This is a genomic window from Brenneria uluponensis, from assembly GCF_032395385.1.
GTDB lineage: Bacteria > Pseudomonadota > Gammaproteobacteria > Enterobacterales > Enterobacteriaceae > Prodigiosinella > Prodigiosinella aquatilis.
In genome coordinates this window covers 4405390-4427774 of sequence record NZ_CP135917.1, presented here as the reverse complement: position 1 = coordinate 4427774, position 22385 = coordinate 4405390, and the positions used below count along the sequence as shown (strand labels likewise).

Here is a 22385-nt window from a genome sequence, read left to right as displayed (position 1 = left end):
ATAATGGCCGGCGAAATACATTGATGCGTAAATCCTGAAATTGTTTCAGGGAAAGGAATATGACCATGAATATTAGCCAGAAAGCGACATTGAGTCTTGACCATGTGCTGGTTACCGTGAACCACTATGAGCAGGCACTAGACAACTACCGTAAAATGGGTTTTTCCCCGTCACCGGTCAGTTATCACCCGTGGGGTACGGTCACCTGCTTTATGATGTTTGATGACAATTTTATTGAGCTGATAGGGGTAAATGATGCCTCTAAATTCGGCACCAATGCGGTAAATGGTTTTTGTTTTGGCCGCCAGATGGGGTCGTTCCTTGATCGGGGGGAAGATGGTGTTTCGCTGATTGCCCTACATAGCAAGGATGCCTGCGGTGATTATGCTCGTCTGGTAAAACAGCATCCACACCAGCAAGGGCTGATGGATTTTCGTCGTAAAATCATTATGGATAACGGCCAGACAGATGAAGTGGTGGTTTCCATCGGATTACTGATTGATCCCGACTATCCGGAAGCGTCCGGTTTTATTTGTCAGCAGCATCGTCCGGATTTGATTTGGGTCGAGGAATGGCGTCATCATCCCAACGGTGCAACCCGCATTGAAGCCGTGACCTATATGGCACAGGATGAAGATCTGGCCGTACTGGAATCGCGCTGGCGCAAGGATTATGGCGATCGTGTTACCTGGCAGGCGGACATATTGATCGCCGACACTCGCTCCGGGCTGCTGCGTGCCGTGCATCCTGATAAGGCCGCGGATATGTATGACGGGATCGCCCTGCCGCAATCCACCAATACCAAACCCCATGCCATCGCCATTACTATCGGTACACGGGATATTTGCGCGCTGGCCGATATCCTGGAGATCAACCAGTTACCGCATTGCTGTGCGCCGGGACGAATACTGGTCGCGCCAGAAGTCACTGGCAATATCATTCTTGAGTTTATTGACGTCAGCCAACGGGAAGTTCAGTGATGATAGGCATTCCCCAGCACATTCTTGCGCAGGCCATTGACTGGCGGCGGGCTTTTCATGCCCGGCCGGAAATTGGCCTGCATGAACATGACACCGCAGAGCGAGTAGCAACATTACTGGAATCTTTTGGCCTGGAAGTACAACGCGGGATAGCGAAAACCGGTGTGGTGGGAACGCTGCGTAATGGTGATGGCCCCAGCATCGGCTTACGTGCGGATATGGATGCACTTCCCATTCAGGAAAAAAATACGTTTGATCATCAATCCGCTACCGCTAACTGTATGCATGCCTGTGGTCACGATGGGCATATGGCGATACTGCTGGCGACGGCTCGTTATCTGAGTGAAACCCGGCGTTTTTCCGGTACGGTGCATTTTGTGTTTCAGCCTGCGGAAGAGAACGCGGGTGGTGGTCAGATGATGGTGGAAGAGGGCCTGTTTCAGCGCTTCCCAATGCAGGCAATTTATGCGCTGCATAACTGGCCTGGGTTGGCCGCCGGCAACGTTACGGTAAATCCTGGTCCGATGATGGCATCGCACGATAGTTTTTGTATCACGCTGACCGGGAAAAGCTGCCATGCGGCGATGCCGGATCGGGGGATCGATCCGATTATCGCGGCAGCGGAGTTGATACTGGCGTTGCAAACTATCACTTCACGACGAATCTCACCACAGGAAACCGCAGTGGTCAGTGTCACGCAGATCCATTCCGGCGATGCGATGAACATCATTCCGGATACGGCGCTTCTTTCCGGTACGGTGCGTTGCCTGCAAGCCGACACCCGGGAAAAAGTATTGGCGCTCTTCGCTGATTTGGTCACCACTTTACCTGCATCGTTCGGGGTGAGCGGCGAGTTGCACTGGCAGTATGGCTATCCGGTCACCGAGAATCATCCCGAGGCGGCACTCACGCTGCGGGATGCTGCAATCGCCGCACTGGGGGAATCGCGGGTGAACTGGGGTAATCCGCCGTCAATGGCGGCTGAGGATTTCTCTTATATGTTGCAGGCCTGTCCCGGCGCCTACTTTTGGCTGGGAGCGGATGGCGTATCGCCATCCGCATCACTGCACAATGCGTTTTATGATTTTAATGACGGGATTATCGCTGATGGGATCCGGGTCTGGGTTTCGTTGGTGGAGAGATCACTGAAGACCGTTCATTCACTTAACACTGATTGCGGGAGTATATGATGAGTCAGATTCATTTTATCGGTGCCGGACAGATGGCAGAGGCTATTATTCGTGCCGCTATCAATAGCGGTAACCTTTCTCCTGAAAAGGTCACCCTTGAAGATATTGATGCCGAACGTATTACCACATTGCAAACCCGCTATCAGCTCTCCTCCCAACCAGATGGTGAACAGGCGCTGGCCAATGCTGACTATATTGTGATGGGCGTGCGTCCGCAGGATGATATCCCGGCCGTGACGAAGCGAATTTGTCAGTATGCCGCGTCGCATGCCACGGTTATTTCGATTATTGCGGGTGTCACGTTAGCAAGGTTGACCGAGCTGTTGGGTGAAAAACGCGCTATTGCCCGTGTTATCCCGAATACGCTGACCGATACTGGTTATGGTTACAGCGGGGCGGTACTGAATGACTATGTGCAGGTGGAACCGCTCAGCGCGTTTCTGGAAAGTTTTGGCAAGGTGATGTTTCTGGAGGAACGCCTACTGGATGTCTTTACTGGTTATGGCGTCGCCGGACCCAACTATGTGTATTATTTTATTGAATCGCTGGTGGATGCCGGTGTGCTGGCTGGCTTACCTCGCGTGCAGGCCACCGAGGTCGCATATGAAAATCTGGTGGGAGCGGTTGAAATGCTGAAAATCAGTAATCGCCATCCGCGTCAGCTACTGGATATCAATAATTCCCCTGCGGGCGTCGGTATGCATGGCCTGTACGAACTTAATAACAGTGACTTTGCCGCTGGTTTGCAACGCAGCGTATTGGCAGCGGTAAAACGTACCACGGAACTGGCGAGTAAATAATGACTGGCAGCGCAGCCTTTGCTGCGCTGTTTCAGTCTGGCGCAATATTGAATATTTGCACCATTACCGAATAGTCAGGGCTTTAATTTATCCAGAATAGTGATTAGATACTGCTGGCGTGTATATTCAGCACCTATTGTTAATATCTCTAAGTGATTGTTAATCTATCGATTATGCTGAGTTTGTTTATCGCTTTTTTCAATTAGTCTGCCATGTGATTCAGGAATAGTTTAAATACAGATTATTTATTTCTGCATCCACACATGAGGCAGGTTATGGCGATACAACTTACTGCTGATGAATTTAGTCAATTATTAAAACGGCTGAATGAATCTTGGCGTGTCTATGCGCCGAAAGCCGAATATCGAGGCGGTCGGTTTTCCGATACCGACAATATTATTTACCAACCCGTCAGCCACTTTGATGAGATAGTCTGGCGGGAAAAATCACATATGTCGCCGAATACGGTGATCATGCCAATAACGGAAACGTTATTCTATTTCGACCAACAAACTATTCAGATTGCTGAAACAGACACGCGACCATTATTGATATTCGCCCGTTCATGCGACATCCATGCGATGTCGCGGTTGGATGCCATGTACCTGCACAACGGACCGGCAGCGGATAATCGTTATCAGGCGATTCGTGATCGGATCCAGTTTGTGCTCATGGAGTGCGAGCAGTCGTTTGAGAACTGTTTTTGTGTATCTATGGGGACCAACCGCACCGATGACTATGCGGCCGCCGTACATTTTGATGCGACCGGCGCACGGCTGACACTTAATGATGAGAGATTGTCTGGCTATCTTGATGGCTTAGGGCAGTGTTGTGAACACCAGGTTCAGTTTGTTGAACAAAACCTGCAACAAGTGCAGTTACCCGACAGTGTTTGCGATGATCCGCAACAGATCCGCGATATTCTGGTGGATCACCCGCTTTGGGCGGACTATCAGTCACGCTGTATTGGCTGTGGCCGCTGTACGACGGGATGCCCGACCTGCACGTGCTACAGTGTGTTTGATGTCGCCTATCAGGAGCAGCCACAACGCGGCGAGCGCCGTCGGCAGTGGGCCAGCTGCATGGTGCCGGGTTTTAGCGATATGGCCGGTGGTCATGGGTTCAGAGCTAATACCGGGACGCGATTGCGCTACCGGGCGCTACATAAAGTCAACGACTTCAAGGACCGCTTTGGGATTGAGCATATGTGTGTTGGCTGCGGCCGCTGTGATGATCGCTGCCCTCAATATATTAAGTTTTCAGCCGTACTCAACCGAATGACGGACGCGGTGCATCAGGCACTGGTCGGGGGAGGCAAATCATGAGTGAACAATGTCAGTGCGAACGCGTTCAGGACAGCCTGATGCCCCAGCCATGCGCTATTCTCGCCATTGAAAAGCACACGGAACTGGAGTGGAATTTTCGGATCAGTACGGATTTGCCGGCTCGATTTGGCCAGTTTGTTGAAGTTTCTCTGCCACGGGTTGGCGAAGCCCCTATTTCAGTTTCAGATTGTGGTCCGGGTTGGATGGATCTGCTGATCCGCAACGTTGGTAAGGTAACGTCGGCCTTGTTCCAACTGGATGTGGGCGATGCGGTATGGATCCGCGGGTGTTATGGCAATGGCTATCCGATGGAGCGGTTTTATGGCCGTCCGCTGCTGGTGGTCGCTGGCGGAACCGGGGTCGCTCCGGTCAAGGGGTTATTGCGCCATTTCAATGAACATCCGGGGTTGGTCAGCCAACTGGATATGATCCTCGGATATAAGAACCGCCAAAGCGTGCTGTATCGTGAGGAGATGGCGAATTGGTCCAACGTTGACCATCTGATTCTGACGCTTGATGAGGGGGAGGCGGATGAGCGCTTCCAGATTGGTCGGGTGACGGATGTTTTGGCGACGTTGCCGCTATCGGATATCGAGCAGATGCAGGCGATCGTGGTCGGGCCCCCAATTATGATTCAGTTTACCGTCCGGATGTTGTTGGAACGCGGTATCGCGCCGGCGCAGATCTGGGTTGATTATGAACGGCGAATGGCCTGTGCCACGGGAAAATGTGGCCACTGCCGGATCGGTAAGGTGTATGTGTGTGTCGATGGGCCGGTGTTTAACTATGCCGATGCACGGCACTTAATCGACTAAGGGGGAGCCGTCATGAGTGTTGATGTAGATATTATCAAGGCCCGGGCACAAAACGAATTCCGACTGTCCAAAGTCCGCGGTGAGGCGATGATCAGCGTCCGGATTCCCGGGGGGATATTGCCGGCACATTTGTTGTCTGTTGCCCAGTATATCGCCGAAACCTATGGCAACGGGCAGATCCATCTGACCACACGGCAAAAACTGGCGATGCCGGGGATCCGTTATGAGGATATGGATAAAGTGAATGCGGCACTGGAGCCCTTCATTCGCGAAATCGAGATGGAACTGTGTGAGGTTCCGGTGGACGATACCAAAGCCGGTTATCAGGCCATTGGCGGGCGTAATATTGTGGCCTGCCAAGGCAATCGAATCTGCCAGAAAGGCAATACCGATACCACTGGGCTGGCCCGTCGGCTGGAGAAGCTGATCTATCCGAGCCCTTATCACCTAAAAATTGTATTGGCCGGCTGCCCCAATGACTGCGCCAAAGCCACCATGTGCGATGTTGGGATACTTGGGGTAGCGCGGATGCGCTTTAACGCCGAGCGCTGTATTGGTTGCGGGGCCTGTGTGGCCAGTTGCGGTCACCATGCGGTGGGATGCCTGTCACTCAAAAATGGTAAGGCGGTGAAACAGGAATCTCAGTGTATCGGTTGTGGTGAATGTGTACTGGCGTGCCCGACGCTGGCTTGGCAGCGCGAACCGGAGCAGCTTTATCAGGTACGCCTTGGCGGAAGGACCAGTAAGAAAACCCCGCGGGTTGGTAAAATATTCCTCAATTGGGTCACCGAAGAGGTGATCACCCAGATGATTCCAAACATCTTTGAGTTTGAAAAAGAGATGCTTGATGGTAAGCCAGTATACCTGCATATGGGCCACTTGATTGATCGCGGCGGCTATAAGCGCTTTAAGGAACGAGTACTACAGGGCGTTAAGCTTAATCCGGGCGCCATGGTGGCAGAACAGATGTATTGGGCCGAGGATGAAACAGTCGGCAATATTCACATCAAATCGTATGCAGGTTAAATGGCCGATGAGTGGATTAAATCAAACACCACTTCAGCCGGGTGAGGTCGCCTTGGTTGGCGCCGGACCAGGAGACCCGGAACTATTGACGCTAAAGGCATTGCGGTATTTACACAGCGCCGATGTGGTGGTGTATGACCGACTGGTTTCGGCGGAGATTTTAGCGATGATTCCTGAATCGGCTGAGAGGATCTTTGCCGGTAAACAAGCTGGCCATCACTGTATTGCCCAGAGTGAGATTATTGCGTTGCTTGTTGAACAGACCGCCCTTAAACGGCGTGTCGTCCGGCTCAAAGGTGGTGATCCATTTATTTTCGGGCGCGGCGGTGAGGAAATGGAAAGTCTGGCAGCGCAGGGTATTCGGGTCCATGTGGTGGCAGGAATTACTGCCGCCGCGGGTTGCGCGGCGGCGGCCGGGATCCCGCTGACTCATCGGGATTGTGCTCATCGGCTGACGCTGGTTACCGGTCATCCGCGAGGTGAGGAACTGCCAGACTGGCAGGGTCTGGGCCACCCCGAGCAGACGGTGGTGTTCTATATGGGGCTGCATCAGGCTGCGGTGATTCAGGCGCAGTTGCACGTTCAGGGAGTGCCGGATGATATGCCAGTAGCGTTGATTGAACAGGGAACGCTGCCATCGCAGCGGGTGGTCCGGGGGACACTGCAAGCGCTGGCTCGATTGGCACAAGATCTCAGTAGCCCGTGCCTGATTATCGTGGGGCAAGTTGCGGCACTGAACACGTAATCACCATGCTACCGGTATCGCCCATATCGGCGTAAATGCAGCAGGGTAGGCTTGATTTATCGGTTTACCCTTTGCCGCTGTGTGCCGGGACAGACAAACGGTGTACGTTTGGTAGCAAAATTGTACTTTCTCATAATATTTCCTTTCTTCGATTTAATTACCTGGAGATGAATAGCTGATCTTGGCTATAACCTGCTGATATGAAAGAGAACCAGGGGTAAATAGAGTAGCGGATGTTGAAAGATTATCTGAAGCACGCCTGAGTTATTGCATTGAGGCGATGTTTAAATTCATATGGAGCATGAATTCAAAGCCTTAAAGTCATTACCTGTAACTATCAGAAGAGTGTCTGTCTTAACGGTCATGCCCTGCACAATAACCGCCTTTTGCATTCGATCACAGAAAAAAAAGCGGCTATCTGTAATACTCGCATTGTTAATTTATTGTTAATAAAAAGTGAATAAATAGCGGTGACCAATTACTGCTCATCTTGATATCCGTTTTGGCGCTTTGAGCAAAACGCAATTCAGGAGTACACGACCGTGAATCAACACCAGCGTGATCATATTGACGCGGTAGTCGAAACCATTAACGGAAACACCGTCTCAACAACTTTGCAGTGCTGCGATAGGCTCATCCGCGATTCCTGGCTGCGCTGCGTTAACGATCATGGGCTCGATCCCAGCCGCATGCAGGACGCTCGCATTCTCACCTGGCACGAATTGCAGGAACACCAGAGAAATCTGGAAGAGTTTCGCCGCATCGCCCATCAGGGCATGGAGCGCCTTTTTCAGCAGATTGCACCGGCCGGCTATGTGGTTCTGCTGAATAATGCCAAAGGTATCACCGTTGATTATCTGGGCGACGCCAATACTGAAATCAGCCTGCGGCGCGCAGGGCTATTTCTGGGCGCTGAATGGTCAGAGGCCAGCGCCGGCACCTGTGCCGTTGGCACTGCGTTGGCCTCTGGCGAAGCGTTGACGGTGCACCAGGGTGATCACTTCGACGCTACCCATATCCCACTGACCTGTACCGCAGTGCCTCTGTTTGATCCGCAAGGGCAACTGCATGCCGTACTGGATATCTCGGCGCTTAACTCGCCGCAGCCCAAAACCAGCCAGCAGTTGGCGCTGCAAATCGCCCGCATTTACGCCGGCCAGATTGAAAACGCCTATTTTGAGCACCTGCACCGCGGCGACTGGATGCTCAAGCTCAGCACGTCATACTCGTTGGTTAACGTCAACCCGGACTATCTGCTCGCCTTTGACGCCAGCGGCAAAATCGTGGGGCATAACCATTACGCCTGGCGACTGTTGCAAGATGAGCTTGGCTTGCCTGTGCCGGTACAACATGCAGCCAGCCCGCTATTGGGGTTGCGCTTTGAGCAGGTTTTCAATACCAGCTTCGATAAGCTGCCGGACTATATGCATACCGAGGGCCTGCGGCAGCGCACCATCAATCTGATTAACAGTGATAACACGTTGTTTCTTACCGCCCAACCGCCGATCAACCGTCGCGGCTGGCGCGTGGCCAGCGCATCAGCCAGCTTGCCCGCGCCATTAAAAGCCATCAGCGGCGGTGATCCGACGTTACAGTTGCAGTTACAGCGTGCGATGAAGCTGGTGGATACCCCGGTTAATCTGTTTATCCATGGCGAAACCGGCTGCGGTAAGGAGTTTTTTGCCCGGGCATTGCACCAGTCGGGCAACCGTCGCCAGCGGCCGTTTATCGCGGTCAATTGTGCGGCAATCCCACCCACCCTGATTGAAAGCGAACTGTTCGGTGCCATGCCGGGTAGCTTTTCCGGCGCAGGTAATAAACCGCGCCGCGGACTGATTCAGGATGCTGATGGCGGTACTCTGTTCCTGGATGAAATTGGTGATATGCCGTTGGAAATGCAGACGCGCCTGCTGCGCGTGCTGTCCGAGCACGAAGTGCTGCCGGTGGGCGCCACTCGCCCGATACCGGTTGATATCCGGGTGATATCCGCTTCGCATCGTGCGCTGGAACGGCTGATCGCTGAAGGATCATTCCGTGAGGATCTCTACTACCGGCTGCTCGGCGCCCGCATAATTTTGCCGCCATTGCGTGAGCGCAGCGATCTGGACTGGCTGATTGACAACATGCTGGCAGGAAAGCGTTGCGTGCTTACCGCCAAGGCCAGGGTGCATCTGCACCGCCACCGTTGGCCGGGAAACTTGCGCGAATTGCGCAATGCGTTGGAATACGCCTGTGCTATCTGCGAAAACGCTTGTATCCACCCCGAAGATCTGCCCGAAGAGCTACACCTGTCCACCCGGCCACTGCCACCTACCGAAACGGGCAAAATAGCCCTTCAGAATAACATATCATCACCTACCACCTGCCCCGAGGGACTTGCGTTGATACAGTACCTGCGTGCGGCACAGTGGAACCACAGCGCGGTCGCCCGCCAGTTGGGGATCAGCCGGATGACGCTCTACCGCCGCATGCAGCGCTTTGGTATCCGCTCCCCAAACCAAACGGACACGCGCAACTGACCTGTATCAACTGGCCGGTGACACCTGTATTGTTCCGGCCGATGCTTGTCGGGGAATAACATCTAATATACTGATTTAAAACAATAATAAAACTTGGCCCGAAATTTGCCATAGAGATTGCAGTTGATGACAAGAGGTCCCCCTATGTCTGATCCTGTAAATGGCTCCGCCAGTACAAATTCCGTATCCACTGCTTGGGTCGGCATTATCGCCAATCCGGTTTCGGCCCGTGATATCCGCCGCGTGGTAGGCCATGCTGGCAGTCTGACGCTGGCTGAACGCGCCAACCTAATCTTTCGGCTACTGGCCGCACTGGGTGCTGTCGGCATCGGTGATGTACGTATGATGCCGGATCGGGAAGGCCTACAGGCGATCCTCACCCGCATGTTGGCGCAGCGCCACGACATTTCTCTTCCCCAGCTAAGCTGGTTGCCGCTTGCCGTTAGCGCCACGGTTAATGATAGCCTACAGGCAGCCCGGATGATGTACGCCGGAGGAGCCCGTGCCGTCGTGGTTCTCGGCGGTGACGGTACACATCGGGCGGTAGCGAAAGAGTGTGGCAACGTACCGATTGCCGGTATCTCGACCGGCACCAATAACGCCTGGCCGGAACTGCGCGAACCCACTATCGTCGGGCTGGCGGTGGGGCTGTATGCCAGCGGAAAAGTTCCCAATGCACAGGTGTTGCAATGGAACAAACGGCTGGATATCACCATCAATGCTGGTCGCCCCGATGCCCGCCACGATATCGCCATTGTTGACGTCGCAATTCTGGCCGAACAGTTCGTCGGCGCCCGTTCGGTGTGGCGCCCCGAACAGTTGTCACAGCTCTATCTGTGTTTTGCCGAGCCCCATACCGTGGGCCTGTCTTCTATTGGCGGCTTATTGATGCCGCTTGGCCGCCATGCATCCGGCGGGCTTAGCGTCACTTTCGGCACCGGCGCTGGAACTCTGCTGGCCCCGCTGGCGCCTGGCCTGGTGCGTAGCGTACCCATCGTTCACTGGCAGCGCATCGAACACGGCGTTGCAGGCACCCCGCATTTGCGACAGGGTGTCATTGCCCTGGACGGCGAACGTGAAATGATGTTCGGCCCACAGGACATTGTACAGATCACGCTGCGCGAACACGCTTTCTGCGCCCTCAACATCGAAGCCTGCCTGCATTACGCCGCAGAACACAAATTATTACGAGCCGCCGCCAGCTGTAGCGGCGGCCTACTTTAATCACCACTCACTGTCTGGAGATGGCTATGAACAATACCGATAATAACCCACACTCTGCTTCCCTGCCGCTCACTCGCGAAGCCTTGTTGAGCGCCTATCGCCGCATGCGTACCATCCGAGATTTTGAAGAGCGACTACACGTCGATTTTTCACGTGGCGACATTCCTGGTTTTGTCCATCTGTATGCTGGCGAAGAGGCGACGGCGGTCGGCATTTTATCCCACCTCACCGATGGCGATCGCATCGCCAGTACCCACCGTGGCCACGGGCACTGCATTGCCAAAGGCGTCGACGTTATCGCCATGATGAAAGAAATTTACGGTAAAACTGGCGGCGCTTGTAACGGCAAGGGCGGCTCAATGCACATTGCTGACCTGAGCAAAGGAATGATGGGCGCCAATGGCATTTTAGGGGCGGGCGCACCGCTGGTGTGCGGCGCGGCGCTGGCAGCCAAATTCCGCGGCAAGGGTGAAATCGGCATCAGCTTCGCTGGCGATGGTGCCGCCAATCAGGGGACGTTTCTCGAAAGCCTGAATCTGGCGGCGGTTTGGAACCTGCCAGTGCTGTTCGTGATCGAGAATAATGGTTATGCCGAAGCTACATCACGCCAGTATGCCACCGCGGTAGATAGTTATGTCGATCGCGCAGCCGGGTTTGGCATCCCCGGCGTCACTGTTGATGGCACAGACTTTTTCGCCGTCTACGAAACCGCCGGTGAGTTGATTCGCCATGCGCGCGCCGGCGGCGGTCCTGCGCTGCTTGAGTGCAAAATGGTGCGCTTCTACGGTCACTTTGAAGGGGATGCGCAAACTTACCGGGCACCGGACGAACTGGAATCGATCCGCAAGCACCAGGACTGCCTGAAGCATTTTATCAACCATGTCCAACAGAGCGGGATCCTCCGCCTTGACGAGTTACACGCCATCGATCGTGAAGTGGCCGCGCTAATCGAACAGGCGGTACAAGAAGCCAAAGCTGCACCCGATCCCAGCGCCGACGATTTATTAACCGACGTTTATGTCAGCTACTGACGATAATTTCACCCGAAGGAGAATGGACATGGCTCGTAAACTTAGTATGAAGCTCGCTATCAATGAAGCGATAGACCAGGAAATGGCGCGTGATCCCAGCGTGATTATGCTCGGTGAGGATATCGTCGGCGGCATGGGAACCGATGGGGAAAAAGATGCCTGGGGTGGTGTGCTTGGCGTTACCAAAGGGCTATACGCCAAGCATGGCGATCGCCTGCTGGACACCCCGCTGTCAGAATCGGCCTACGTCGGCGCGGCCATCGGTGCCGCCGCTTGCGGTATGCGCCCGATCGCCGAACTGATGTTTATTGACTTCATGGGTGTGTGTTTCGATCAAATTTTCAACCAGGCCGCCAAATTCCGCTATATGTTCGGCGGCAAGGCGCAAACACCAGTGGTGATCCGCGCCATGGTTGGTGCCGGATTTCGCGCCGCCGCGCAGCATTCCCAGATGCTGACGCCGCTGTTTACCCATATTCCCGGATTGAAGGTCATCTGCCCCAGTACTCCGTATGACACCAAGGGGTTGCTGATCCAGTCCATTCGCGATAATGATCCGGTGATCTTCTGCGAACATAAAAATCTGTACGGTATGGAGGGCGACGTCCCCGAGCATCCGTATGCAATCCCATTTGGCGAAGCCAGTATCGTGCGCGACGGTAGCGATGTTTCTATTATCACCTATGGGCTGATGGTGCACCGTGCCCTCGACGCCGCCGCACAGTTGGCGAAACAGGGGGTCAGCGTCGAGATTGTCGATTTGCGCTCGCTCTCGCCACTGGATCTCGATACCGTTATCGAAACGGTAGAAAACACCGGTCGCCTGGTGGTAGTGGATGAAGCCCACCCGCGCTGTAACATCGCCACCGACATTATCGCTCAGGTGGTGCAGCATGCGTTCGGCGCACTGAAAGCGCCGCCGCAGATGATTAGCGCCCCGCATACCCCGGTTCCTTTCTCTCCAGCTCTGGAGGACCGCTACCTGCCTGGCGTAGACAGCATTATCAGTGCTGTACAGCGGACGCTTAGTCATAAGGGGGAACGCTGATATGAGCAATAACACCATTATTCCCGTTGTCATGCCTAAGTGGGGGCTATCAATGCGTGAAGGCACAGTCAACGAATGGCTGGTTAACGAAGGCAGTGAGATCACGCCGGGTATGGCGATTCTCAATGTAGAAACCGACAAAATCGCCAATGCGGTTGAAGCCACCGATGCCGGTATTCTGCGACGCAAAGTGGCAGAACCGGGCGATGTTCTACCGGTGAAAGCCCTACTGGGTGTGCTGGCGCCATCGCAGATCAGCGAAGAGGAAATCAACGCGTTTATCGCCGCCTGGGAAACCCCGCCCGACAGTGAGGAGGAGAGTGAAGACGAGCAGGCGGTCGCTGCTTTTCTCACAGTGAACGGCCTACGTATCCGCTATGCTAGCCGCGGCGCAGGCGAAGAAACCGTGCTGTTTATCCACGGCTTCGGCGGAGATCTGGACAACTGGTTGTTCAACCTGGACGCACTGGCCGAGCACTACCGGGTGATAGCGCTCGATCTGCCAGGACACGGGCAATCAGCCACCCAATTACCGGGTGCCCAATTGAACGATCTGGCTGACTTTATCGCTGCTTTTATGGATGCGCTGTCACTGCCCGCCGCCCACCAGGTGGGCCATTCGCTGGGCGGCGCTATCGCCGCCGAACTGGCGGTGCGTCACCCTGGGCGCGTGCGTTCACTGGCGTTGATCGACAGCGCCGGCTTCGGCCAGGAGATTAATCACTGTTATACCGAAGGCTTTATCAACGCACAGGTGCGCCGGGATCTGAAACCGGTGGTTGAACTGCTGTTTTCCGATCCCGCGCTGGTTAGCCGGCAAATGTTGGACGATCTGCTCAGGTACAAACGGCTGGACGGCGTGGGCGACGCACTCACTGCCTTGCAAAACAGCCTCTTTGCCGATGGCAGGCAAAGCACGCAACCGGGCCTGAAGTTGGATGATGTCGGCATACCACTGCTGTTGATTTGGGGCGCGGAAGATCAGATTATCCCTGTACAACACGCAGAACAGGCGCAGGCGTATGCCAGAGTAGAGATCCTCAGTGCTGCTGGCCATATGCCGCAGATGGAAAGGGCAGCGGAAGTTAACCAGCTACTGCTGCAACATCTGGGCGCTATTTGACAACTGGATGGTGAACGAATGCCGCACTCATCGGCCGCAACCGCACGCTGCGGCCTTTTTCACTGGTTGCACAACCAATTACAGCACTGTGACGATCCCACCGCCGCCGAGGACGAGCTGTTTGGCTATGCGGCGGCGGGCACCGCGGTGGCTAAAATCTGGCAGGCGCCGCAGGCGCTGGTTGTACCGCGTACCTACACCCGCTATGCGCCCTTAGCGCAGGTGCGCCAACGTTTTGCTGCACAGGGTTGCCCCGTTTTCCTGCGCAAATCCGGCGGTGGCCTGGTGCCTCAGGGGCCGGGCATCATCAACCTCAGCCTCGCTTACCCGATACAGCAAAGTCTGGGGGAAGCGGCAACGCCGGTTTATCTTCACCTGTGTGAAATATTGCGGGATACGCTGCAAACCTTTGGCATCGCCAGCCGCTTTCAGTCAGTGAGCGGCTCCTTTTGCGACGGCCGCTTTAACCTGGCCTGTGGCACTGACGCTACAGCGCGAAAAATCTCCGGTACCGCACAATACTGGCGGTCATTGCCCGGACAGGAACCTGGCGAACCACGGTGGCACATCGTGCTGGCACACGCGGTGTTGTTGGTGGCGGTAGACTTGCTCCGGGTACACCAGTGGGCTAATGATTTTGAACAGCAGATTGGCAGCGGTCATCATTATGATGCCGCGAAAACTGTTGATATGGCGGCGCTGATGAATGCCAACCTAGAACGACAGCAGGCTTTATGCCAGCAGGTCAGTGTGGTGCTGGGGGAGATAGTACGCCAGCGGGCAGCACCTTTTGCCACCCGTCAGCCTTTTGTTAGTTAACGGTAAACCAGGCCGCTGTCGTTCAGGATAGACTGGTTGGTCATGTAATCCGAATCGTCGCTGGCGAGGAACGTCACCAGCACGGCCACATCTTCTGGCGGCGGCCTGAGTTAATACGCGTATGGCAAACCTGCCCTGGTGGCGGGTACTCCCTCAGCATGGGGTAAACATGCGCTATACCAGCAACCGCGGAACTGGCAACGGCAGGATAGCGTCACGCTAAATTCAGAGCGGGAAAAACAGGCTGCATAAATTAACCTGGAGTGACAACTTCATTAACACTTACCGCTACCTGTATCACCTACATCGGCGTAAATGCAGCAGGGTAGGTAGGCCTGATTTACCGGTTTACCCTCTGTCGCTGTGCGCGTCCCGTGTCCACTAAAACGCAAAAGAAAGGTAAGAAAGTTACCCACCCGGTATTCTAGGCTCTTGATATTTATCATTAAATGAACCATATCGCTGGTCAGTTTATTTTATGAGTTATGGCTTGGGCGGTTTTCACCAGTTTAATGCAGTCGATGATTTTAACCGGGAGATACTGGAAATCGACGTGGATTTAAATATAACGATTCACCTCTACCTGCTTTAGGCGAATAACCCCGACATCAATACAGTAGCCTATAACCCTAAAAATAGTCTGAGGATTAGCTGTATTCATGAAGGGGAAGTATCGACCTCCCCTATGTGATAATAAAATTATTTTACTGTAGTGGATGGAAGATCTTTATCACTGTTAATCATGATTTCATTAATTGCACTCCAGTTATTAACATCGGTGCCGTTTGTGACTAATTTAATATAGCGGGCTGTCGTTGCAGGAAAAGAGAACTTTTCTCCTGCCTTGTCAGCTTTGTTGGTCATCAAATCCTGGCCGACTTTTTCCCATTTTTTATTGTCTTTAGACAAGTACAGCGAAAATTTAAGACTACGCTCGGTTTCCCGAAAAGGAACTAATGCCACGTTGGTTACTTTTTCATTCTTAGCTAATTCAAGCGTAATCCAGGTCTCTTTTCCTTGGGCAGCCCATCGGGTGCCCACATTCCCATCAATAGCGTTATCAGGTTTATGTCCATTTGTTTCATCATAGGCTGATGCATGGACTGCTGCAATAGGAGTGGTGTGCCCTATACTTGTGACAGTTAACGCTAAAATGGATGGTAATATATATTTTATCATTTCACTCAATTTCCTTAATATGGATAAATAATAACTTTTTCGGAGGTGTTTACTATTGTTATTTTTTCATATCGATAACAATATTTTATAAGTATTTACTTATAAAGTAGAATATTCTAAAAAGAAAATAATATCATTTTTACTATTTTTAAAGATATCATGTTATGATCCTGACTGTTCCTGTCAGGATCAGAAATAGTAGAGAAAACCTGCACCTACAACTTCTTCACGCATGGACGTATCAGTTTTTGCAGCGGTGTCTTTTATGGATATATAGGGTTGCCAATCACGATTAATGCGATACATGACTTTTAGCTTTTGGTCATAGTTCTGTTTTTTGTTGTTATAAACAATATAATTAGCATCCAGATAGCGAATTTCATAATTAAATGTCAAGTATTTGTTGGGTTGATAATTTAAATCGATGCCCACGATATGTGTGCGAAGATCACTGCCGCCATATTTCGTTGTGTTACGATAATAACGCGCTAGCTTGCGTAAGTTGTATTCATATTTGGCAGAGATACCCAGAGTATTAACCGGTTTATAGGTCAACATGATGCTTGGTTTGTATTTGACGCCTGAAGTGCCAGTGTCACCTATTTCACCTGTCCAGTCAGATTTACTGGGAATATTTTCGCTGTTAGGGTTTGTCCCGGCATAAAACATGAATTCCATTGCCGGAGTGATATTCCATTCTGGGGTGATACTGTAGCTATATGTTGTTTTTAATCTGGTGCTGTGTAAGCTTGGATTATCAAAAACATCTTGGGATTTATTAAATAGGTCTACACCCACGCCAACCATTAAACTGTTACCAATATAGTAGTTAAAGTCTAATGTATCTGTATGAACACGATTCTGAGTAAAATAATCATGTTGATAACCAAAAACGCTTTTATTTGCATAACAGTTTATGGAAATAGAGAGCGCACTTACTGTTAAAAGGAAAAAAAATGCCTTTTTCATAAATGTACCTGTAAATTATTTATATAAATTAGAAATAATAGTTGAATCCGGTTTTAATGGTGGCCTGTTCTTTAATGCTGCTAGAACTATAAGCCGCTTGATCTATTTCTGTATAAGGAATGAAGTCTCCCCATCCTCTATATTGTACTTTTATTTCGTTATACCAGTATCCTTTCTTGTTATTATATTGACTGTATATTGACTTTGTACACGTATAGCTATTGCAACTTATTACATCATTCACGTAATCACCATAGTCATACAAAGTAATGAACGTTATTCCCCAGTTTTTTATACCGGCATAAGTGAGGCCAGCTTCAAAACGATGTGTACCTACATCACCGTTTTTGCGATAAGTAACATAGTTATAACCGTCGGAACTGTTAACGCCATTGGCATATTGCTTTGTTGTAGCCCAGCGATCAGCTCGATTGTATTTTCGATATTGATAGCGATAACGGACGTAAGGGCGCCAATTTTTTGAGAGACCATTAAAATAAAGAGTTGCACCACCTAGATATTGAAGTGAGTTATTGGACATATCCACTTCGAATGATGGTATCAAGGCATTATTTTTAGAAAGATTAAACCCTTTCTGTATTACCAGACCGGCTGAACCTGATATGGGGTCTTCAAAAGCTACATCATACTTTTTGCCACTTCCCCCGTAAGTAGAATATTTCAATTCCCATGACCAATTATTTTTGGTTTTTTGTACTATTTTAAAGCTGTCGCCATGTCGCCGATCTTGAGTCTTAAAACTATGCTCATATTGAAAATATGCTTTAGACTGTACCATGTCATTCCATTCTGCTGTATCTTCTTGAGCATAGGATAAACAAGGAATGATTGAGAGTAATAAAAAAAACTTGGATTTCTTCATCCTGTAACTTCACCTTTGGTTAATTATAAAACACTACATAAATGAGCTAATTCCCACAATTAAATACCTTAACTCCTTTTTTGTCTTTGTTTTATGCACCCTTTACTCTTCAATTTATAGATGTTCTGGTTGCTAATTTTTTACCATAACCAATTTATTTTGTGAGTTATTATTAACCCTCACTTCACACTTTGTTGCATTTTTAAATATATTGTTTATTTTAATATTATTGTCTAATAAATATAACTATCTCCAGTATCATTACTGTTCTTTCTACAGTGAGATTATTTTATTTTCCAATCAGGAAAAATGGCCGCTAAGCGGAATTTTTTTGCATCTTGAGAAGAGAGCTGAGGACGTTCTGGTATTATTTTTGCTCCAGCGCCTTTACTGTGATATTCGAAGAAGCGAGAGTCTTGTGGCTGAAACCAGATTGTTTCACCTTGCTTATTTTTGCCGGACATGCTAACCCAATGGCCAATATGATCTTCCATAGTGCAGTTTATATAGACTGTCTGCCCGATTGCATTTGGATCAGCATAACGGCCGTCAGGAAATTGTGTCGTGGGATGCCATGGACGACCCAGTCCGAAACTTCCAGCCGGAACCCCCACTTCTCGGGTCAGACGGCTATTAATGAAAATCAGTCCATATGGCTGATCACTTTTAGTACTGGGGGCAGTAATGTAACCATAAAGGGATTTGGTATCAGTACGATTACGGGCTCTGATTTCACAGTTGTCGAATACGGTCGTGCCTGATCCAAAAATAAAATCCACATGGCCGGTGATCAGACAATCAGTGAAGTAGCTGCGACTTCCGGTTTTACTGTATAGCGTATCTTGATAGCCTTCCAAGTTGATCTTATCGAAACGCGCTTTATTACTTTTTTCAGCCAACAGTAAGGCAACAGCCTGGGTACTTTTTAGCTTGGTTGGATCATTGTCTGATTTCACACTATTGGCAGGGAAGTCAAAACTATTACGGATAGTTAGATTTTTTGCCGTAAAATTGGCTGCATTCACTAATACGGTGCTGCTACCCGATGTCCCCAACTTTTTCCCTTGTGGGCTAAAATATCCAGCAGCGGTATCTGCTTCTATTATTGTTTCATTGCGTTTTTCGCCTATTAAAGTTATATTCTTACGACGAATGACTATTCGTTCAGTATAAACACCTTTCTTTATATAGATGATATAAGGAGTATCACCATCTGGTGCTGATCTCAGTGCAGCGCCAATCGTTGAGAACTCATTCTTATGCGCCGATTTCGATACTATGGCATTATAGCCTTCCGCCAATGTTGCCGTGGCATATGACGATGTTATCAGCAGTAATACTATGGAAATACCTGACTTGTTTTTTAACATCAGTTTTACCTTACTGTCCGAGTGTTGGAAAATGGCCGATTTTAATGCTCAGGTTGCTATATTCATCTCCCTGATATTTTATTGACTATTTTGATAAAAAATGTCCGAGCCATCGTTAGATAGTCAATTTATATAATTACTCCATGTTTAATGATTCGGCATCTAGACAATCATCTCTTCCTCTCCTTATTTTCTAACTAAAAATAGTACTAACTGGGTTTTATACATATTATTGATTGTATTTATATTTGTCTGTAATAATAATAATGTTATATTTACAAATTAAATTGACAGCACTATCCCTCTCTACTTTACTAGTAAAGTGCTTTATTACTTATCCTTTTAATTTCGTACTCAATATATTATTAAGGATTTTTAAAAATATAAAATAGTAATAGTGTTCATATTTTCCCTTATGATCTGTATCTGGGTGACATATGCTGCCTTCTTCAAACACTATATACATGATATTATAAAATGAAATGATGTTTCATGTGTGCGGATCACAAATAATTGTATTAGCTAATATTTAAACGTAAATAATATTACAGGATACTGTTATGACACCGAAAAAAGATATTACATGGATTAAATAGCTTGAGATGAGCCAACTATTGAAACCACCTGATTTTGAGGGCGCAAGCATCAGGGATGCTGTGGTAATAGGCGCAGAAACTCAATATTCTGGCTGAAAATTTGTGGCGCGATTGGATGGGACGAGTAATGGAACGACGTTCGATAAGGTGTCTGGTGTTCAGAAAGCAAAAAACCAGCCTATGGCTGGTTTTTCTATAAAAAGATAGTGCCAGACTTGGGATCATTCAGCTTTCTATTAAGTTGAATTTTAGTATGAATTTTAACCATTTCTGTTGTCAAGACTCGTGGCGTGACTCGTGTTTTTATAGATAGATCAGAATGATGGGTTACATGCGATAAAGAAATGTTCAGTTTGATTCCCCATGATGTCTATAAATCGTAATGACATTAGCGTTACATTTTCTGTATGGTTACTATCCAGAGAGTAAGCCGGAGGATAGCATCATGCCAGCGACGAACAGCGGTTCTGCGAAACGCGAAACATTGAATTTACGCATCAAGCCTGCCGAACGCGACCTTATCGACCGTGCGGCGAAGGCCAAAGGAAAAAATCGTACTGATTTTGTCCTTGAGGCTGCTCGCGCTGCCGCAGAGGAGGCGTTGATCGAGCAGCGCATCATCATGGCCGACCCCGACGCCTATCAGGAATTCCTCGCCCGTTTGGATCAGGCACCTTCGCCGATGTCGGCAACACTGATATAAGACCGGAAAACAGCATGAATTTTGTCCACTCCACCCAACATAGGCTTCTCTTAAGGTTCCTACACCAGACGGAGAAGCCGCATGTTAAGCAGAGGGGACCTTCTCATGATAAAGCAGATGCGTATTCACGGCGCGCACATTATCGACATTGCCCACCACATCGGATGTTCTGAGCGCACGGTTCGACGACATCTCACTGAAAAAACCGTTAACGCCCGACGGCGTGAACCAATGAAAAAACTTCGTCCGTTCATGGACTATGTTGATCTGCGATTGCGCGAGCATGTCTGGAACACTGAGGTCATTTATCAGGAGATAAAACAACAGGGTTATGACGGCTGCCGCTCCACGTTGCGTCAGTATGTGCATCCCAAACGCGCCCTGCGTGCGTCCAAACAGACCGTACGCTTCGAGACGCAGCCTGGTCAGCAACTCCAGCACGACTGGGGTGAAATCGAGACTGTTGTCAACAACCAGCGCTGTAAAGTGAGCTTCGCCGTTAACACCCTCGGTTACTCCCGGCACTTCCATGCATGGGCGACTGATAGCCAGGATGCCGAGCATACCTATGAATCACTGGTCAAAGCCTTTGCCTACTTTGGCGGCAGCGTCAAAACGGTACTGGTTGATAACCAGAAAGCGGCCGTTCTCAAGCATGACAACAGTGGCGAGGTTATCTTCAACAATGGCTTCCTCCAGTTGGCAAAACACTATGGCTTCACGCCACGTGCCTGCCGTCCACGCCGGGCACGAACCAAAGGCAAGGTGGAGCGTATGGTGAAATACCTCAAGGAGAACTTCTTCGTTCGTTGCCGGCAGTTCGACAGTCTGGCACATATCAATCAGTTGCTGATGCAGTGGATAAATACGGAAGCTGACCACCGCACGCTTCGCCAGTTCAGTCAGACACCGGCAGAACGCTTTACCCAGGAGCACCCTCATCTGCTGGCATTACCGGCGGGCGACTTTGACACCAGCTATCACGACATCCGGCAGGTGGCCTGGGATGGCTATATCGAGGTTCGTGGTAATCGATATAGCGTGCCGGAAAGCTGGTGCGGTAAAGCGGTCAGCATCCGTATCTCACTGGATGATGAGCTCAGGGTGTATGGAGATGACGTCCTCATCGCTACCCACCTTCTGGCAGAAAAACCGGCGGGCTGGCAGACCGTAGCCGCGCATCATCGACCTCTGTGGCAGCAAGCCTGCCGGGTGGCACAGCGTGCGTTGAGCGATTATGAGGAGTTGCTGTAATGAGCGAACTGACAGAACTGATGGCGCGACTGAAGATGGAGCATCTGACAGATGCGGTAGACAATCTGCTTGAGCAGGCCGTAAAGGAAGAACTTAACGCACGAGAAACACTGGTTCGTGTGCTGAACCATGAATGGAATGGTCGGCGACATAAGGGACTGGAATCCCGGCTGAAACAGGCCCGACTGCCCTGGGTGAAAACGCTGGAGCAGTTCGACTTCAGCTTCCAACCTGGTATCGACCAGCGGGTTATCCGGGAACTGGCCGGGCTGGTGTTCATCGAACGTAATGAGAATGTCATCCTGCTGGGCCCTCCGGGTGTGGGAAAACGCATCTGGCGGTGGCGTTGGGGTAAAGGCCGCAGATGCGGGTCATCGGGTGCTGTTCATGCCACTGGATAAACTGATGGCAACACTGGTGAAAGCCAGACAGGAAAACAGGCTGGAGCGCCAGTTGCAGCAACTGAGCTACGTGCGGGTGCTTATCCTGGATGAGATCGGTTATCTGCCGATGACGCGTGATGAAGCCAATCTGTTCTTCCGACTGCTGAACCGGCGTTACGAAAAAGCGAGCATCATCCTGACCTCAAACAAGAGCTTCACCGACTGGGGTGAGGTGTTCGGCGATCATATACTGGCAACGGCGATCCTGGACAGGTTGCTGCATCACTCGACAACAGTAAACATCAAGGGAGAAAGCTACCGACTGAAAGATAAGCGGAAAGCTGGCACGTTACCCAAAACCATAGAGGAGAAAAACACCGAAAACTGAATGCTACAAGCGGAC

General features: G+C 50.5%; 19 protein-coding genes and 2 pseudogenes. 16 read left to right on the top strand and 5 right to left on the bottom strand.

What is annotated here, in order from left to right; translation table 11 throughout:
* Nucleotides 1-59: 59 nt before the first annotated feature.
* The 13 genes from RS889_RS20645 (at nucleotide 60) to RS889_RS20585 (ending at nucleotide 14645) form a co-directional block, all read left to right on the top strand.
* A complete protein-coding gene (locus RS889_RS20645; protein ID WP_315708561.1) occupies nucleotides 60-980 on the top strand; it encodes a VOC family protein in 921 nt (306 codons plus the stop codon).
* Nucleotides 980-2170, top strand: coding sequence for a M20 aminoacylase family protein (locus RS889_RS20640; protein ID WP_315708560.1), 1191 nt, complete (start codon nucleotides 980-982; stop codon nucleotides 2168-2170). The genes RS889_RS20645 and RS889_RS20640 overlap by 1 nt, the downstream gene beginning before the upstream one ends.
* The gene (locus RS889_RS20635) at nucleotides 2170-2970 is read left to right on the top strand and encodes a pyrroline-5-carboxylate reductase family protein (protein ID WP_315711135.1); all 801 of its coding nucleotides are present in this window, start codon (nucleotides 2170-2172) and stop codon (nucleotides 2968-2970) included. The genes RS889_RS20640 and RS889_RS20635 overlap by 1 nt, the downstream gene beginning before the upstream one ends.
* Before the next feature lie 275 nt (nucleotides 2971-3245).
* On the top strand, nucleotides 3246-4295 hold the full coding sequence (asrA, locus tag RS889_RS20630) for an anaerobic sulfite reductase subunit AsrA (RefSeq protein WP_315708559.1): 1050 nt from the start codon (nucleotides 3246-3248) through the stop codon (nucleotides 4293-4295).
* On the top strand, nucleotides 4292-5110 hold the full coding sequence (gene asrB / locus RS889_RS20625; protein WP_315708558.1) for an anaerobic sulfite reductase subunit AsrB: 819 nt from the start codon (nucleotides 4292-4294) through the stop codon (nucleotides 5108-5110). The genes asrA and asrB overlap by 4 nt, the downstream gene beginning before the upstream one ends.
* A 12-nt stretch (nucleotides 5111-5122) precedes the next feature.
* The gene (gene asrC / locus RS889_RS20620; RefSeq protein WP_021014305.1) at nucleotides 5123-6136 is read left to right on the top strand and encodes a sulfite reductase subunit C; all 1014 of its coding nucleotides are present in this window, start codon (nucleotides 5123-5125) and stop codon (nucleotides 6134-6136) included.
* Nucleotides 6137-6143: 7 nt separating this feature from the next.
* Nucleotides 6144-6881: a uroporphyrinogen-III C-methyltransferase gene (gene cobA, locus RS889_RS20615; protein ID WP_425475095.1), complete on the top strand. Its 738-nt coding sequence runs from the start codon at nucleotides 6144-6146 to the stop codon at nucleotides 6879-6881.
* A 542-nt stretch (nucleotides 6882-7423) separates the two neighbouring features.
* Nucleotides 7424-9400, top strand: a complete 1977-nt coding sequence (locus RS889_RS20610) for a sigma-54-dependent Fis family transcriptional regulator (RefSeq protein WP_315708557.1) — start codon at nucleotides 7424-7426, stop codon at nucleotides 9398-9400.
* Between the two features lie 144 nt (nucleotides 9401-9544).
* Nucleotides 9545-10624, top strand: coding sequence for an ATP-NAD kinase family protein (locus RS889_RS20605; RefSeq protein ID WP_315708556.1), 1080 nt, complete (start codon nucleotides 9545-9547; stop codon nucleotides 10622-10624).
* Nucleotides 10625-10650: 26 nt separating this feature from the next.
* The gene (locus tag RS889_RS20600) at nucleotides 10651-11655 is read left to right on the top strand and encodes a thiamine pyrophosphate-dependent dehydrogenase E1 component subunit alpha (protein ID WP_315708555.1); all 1005 of its coding nucleotides are present in this window, start codon (nucleotides 10651-10653) and stop codon (nucleotides 11653-11655) included.
* Nucleotides 11656-11677: 22 nt separating this feature from the next.
* Nucleotides 11678-12703, top strand: coding sequence for an alpha-ketoacid dehydrogenase subunit beta (locus RS889_RS20595; protein ID WP_425475094.1), 1026 nt, complete (start codon nucleotides 11678-11680; stop codon nucleotides 12701-12703).
* A 1-nt stretch (nucleotide 12704) separates the two neighbouring features.
* Nucleotides 12705-13826, top strand: coding sequence for an acetoin dehydrogenase dihydrolipoyllysine-residue acetyltransferase subunit (locus RS889_RS20590; protein WP_315708554.1), 1122 nt, complete (start codon nucleotides 12705-12707; stop codon nucleotides 13824-13826).
* An 18-nt stretch (nucleotides 13827-13844) separates the two neighbouring features.
* Nucleotides 13845-14645, top strand: a complete 801-nt coding sequence (locus RS889_RS20585) for a lipoyl protein ligase domain-containing protein (RefSeq protein ID WP_315708553.1) — start codon at nucleotides 13845-13847, stop codon at nucleotides 14643-14645.
* Here RS889_RS20585 and RS889_RS20580 read toward each other — a convergent pair.
* The 5 genes and pseudogenes from RS889_RS20580 to RS889_RS20555 form a co-directional block, all read right to left on the bottom strand.
* Nucleotides 14642-14743 (bottom strand): annotated as a pseudogene (locus tag RS889_RS20580) (diacetyl reductase); the annotation flags it as partial. The gene RS889_RS20585 and the pseudogene RS889_RS20580 overlap by 4 nt on opposite strands.
* A gap of 601 nt (nucleotides 14744-15344) precedes the next feature.
* The gene (locus tag RS889_RS20570; protein ID WP_315708552.1) at nucleotides 15345-15824 is read right to left on the bottom strand and encodes a discoidin domain-containing protein; all 480 of its coding nucleotides are present in this window, start codon (nucleotides 15822-15824) and stop codon (nucleotides 15345-15347) included.
* A 189-nt stretch (nucleotides 15825-16013) separates the two neighbouring features.
* Nucleotides 16014-16793, bottom strand: coding sequence for an oligogalacturonate-specific porin KdgM family protein (locus RS889_RS20565; protein WP_315708551.1), 780 nt, complete (start codon nucleotides 16791-16793; stop codon nucleotides 16014-16016).
* 28 nt (nucleotides 16794-16821) lie between these two features.
* Nucleotides 16822-17676 (bottom strand): porin, encoded by an 855-nt coding sequence (locus tag RS889_RS20560; RefSeq protein WP_315708550.1) that lies wholly within the window; start codon nucleotides 17674-17676, stop codon nucleotides 16822-16824.
* A 284-nt stretch (nucleotides 17677-17960) separates the two neighbouring features.
* The gene (locus tag RS889_RS20555) at nucleotides 17961-19046 is read right to left on the bottom strand and encodes a pectinesterase family protein (protein WP_315708549.1); all 1086 of its coding nucleotides are present in this window, start codon (nucleotides 19044-19046) and stop codon (nucleotides 17961-17963) included.
* Between the two features lie 1041 nt (nucleotides 19047-20087).
* Here RS889_RS20555 and RS889_RS20550 point away from each other — a divergent pair.
* The 3 genes and pseudogenes from RS889_RS20550 (at nucleotide 20088) to istB (ending at nucleotide 22370) form a co-directional block, all read left to right on the top strand.
* Nucleotides 20088-20345, top strand: coding sequence for a type II toxin-antitoxin system TacA family antitoxin (locus RS889_RS20550; RefSeq protein WP_315708548.1), 258 nt, complete (start codon nucleotides 20088-20090; stop codon nucleotides 20343-20345).
* 81 nt (nucleotides 20346-20426) lie between these two features.
* On the top strand, nucleotides 20427-21599 hold the full coding sequence (gene istA, locus RS889_RS20545; protein ID WP_315708408.1) for an IS21 family transposase: 1173 nt from the start codon (nucleotides 20427-20429) through the stop codon (nucleotides 21597-21599).
* A pseudogene (gene istB, locus RS889_RS20540) lies at nucleotides 21599-22370 on the top strand (IS21-like element helper ATPase IstB). The gene istA and the pseudogene istB overlap by 1 nt, the downstream one beginning before the upstream one ends.
* Nucleotides 22371-22385 lie beyond the last annotated feature (15 nt).